The 772-nt window shown below is 59.1% G+C and carries 1 protein-coding gene; it reads right to left on the reverse strand.

Annotation, left to right across the window (positions count from 1 at the left end):
* Positions 1-659, reverse strand: a 659-nt coding sequence (locus tag BN2476_RS40100; protein WP_143811168.1) for a helix-turn-helix domain-containing protein, incomplete at its 3' end; no start/stop codon positions are given.
* Positions 660-772: the final 113 nt, after the last annotated feature.

A 772-nucleotide genomic window follows, 5' to 3' on the forward strand; every position in this document is an offset into this window, starting at 1 on the left:
ACGGTATCGCGAATTCGGCCGTGATCGCCAGTCTTCTGTGTGTAATGGCGCGAACGACGCATCGCGGCGCGCGTGCGTCGCAAATGCTCGAGCAACTCCTTTTTGAGCGCACCACGAGCCTGAATGAAGAGGCTGCGATAGATGGTCTCGTGCGACACGTGGTAGTCCTCGTTGCCCGGATGGGCTCGCTTTAGCCACCCTGCAATCTGCTGCGGTGACCACTGCAACTTAAGCCTGGCCGCGACGACGTTCGCCAACATTGGGTATTCAACCAGTTTACAAGCTTTGGGACGCTTCGCCCGATCCCAGGCTCGCTGGTCGGCATGGCTTGCCCTGTACCCATGCGGCCCGCCGTTGCGCTTGATCTCACGGCAGATGGTGGAGGGAGCTCGCGCAAGTCGCGTTGCAATCGATTGGATCGAATCCCCTGCCACGAGGGCGCGCGATATCTCTTCGCGCTCAGCGAGCGTCAACGCCAGTCGGGAGCGACGCCTTTGTGGCGGCCGGATCCCGCCAGTCTCGGCCAGAATTCTCTGCACCGACGAATGGTTCCGATCGAAAAGCTGGGCGATCTTCTGCAGAGATTCACCTTTCTGCCAACGATCCCACATCAGTGCCTTCTGGGTCTCGCTGTAATAGATCCGGCGTCGCTGCTTCATATGCAACACTCCTACTGCTTGCGCAATCGCTAGTGTGTTGCATCGACCGGTTGAATCCGCAGTGTATATGCAGACCTTCGCGAGCGCCAGCCAGATGGCATCTGCATCGATCA

This window comes from Paraburkholderia piptadeniae, from assembly GCF_900007165.1.
In the GTDB taxonomy this organism is placed as follows: Bacteria; Pseudomonadota; Gammaproteobacteria; order Burkholderiales; family Burkholderiaceae; genus Paraburkholderia; species Paraburkholderia piptadeniae.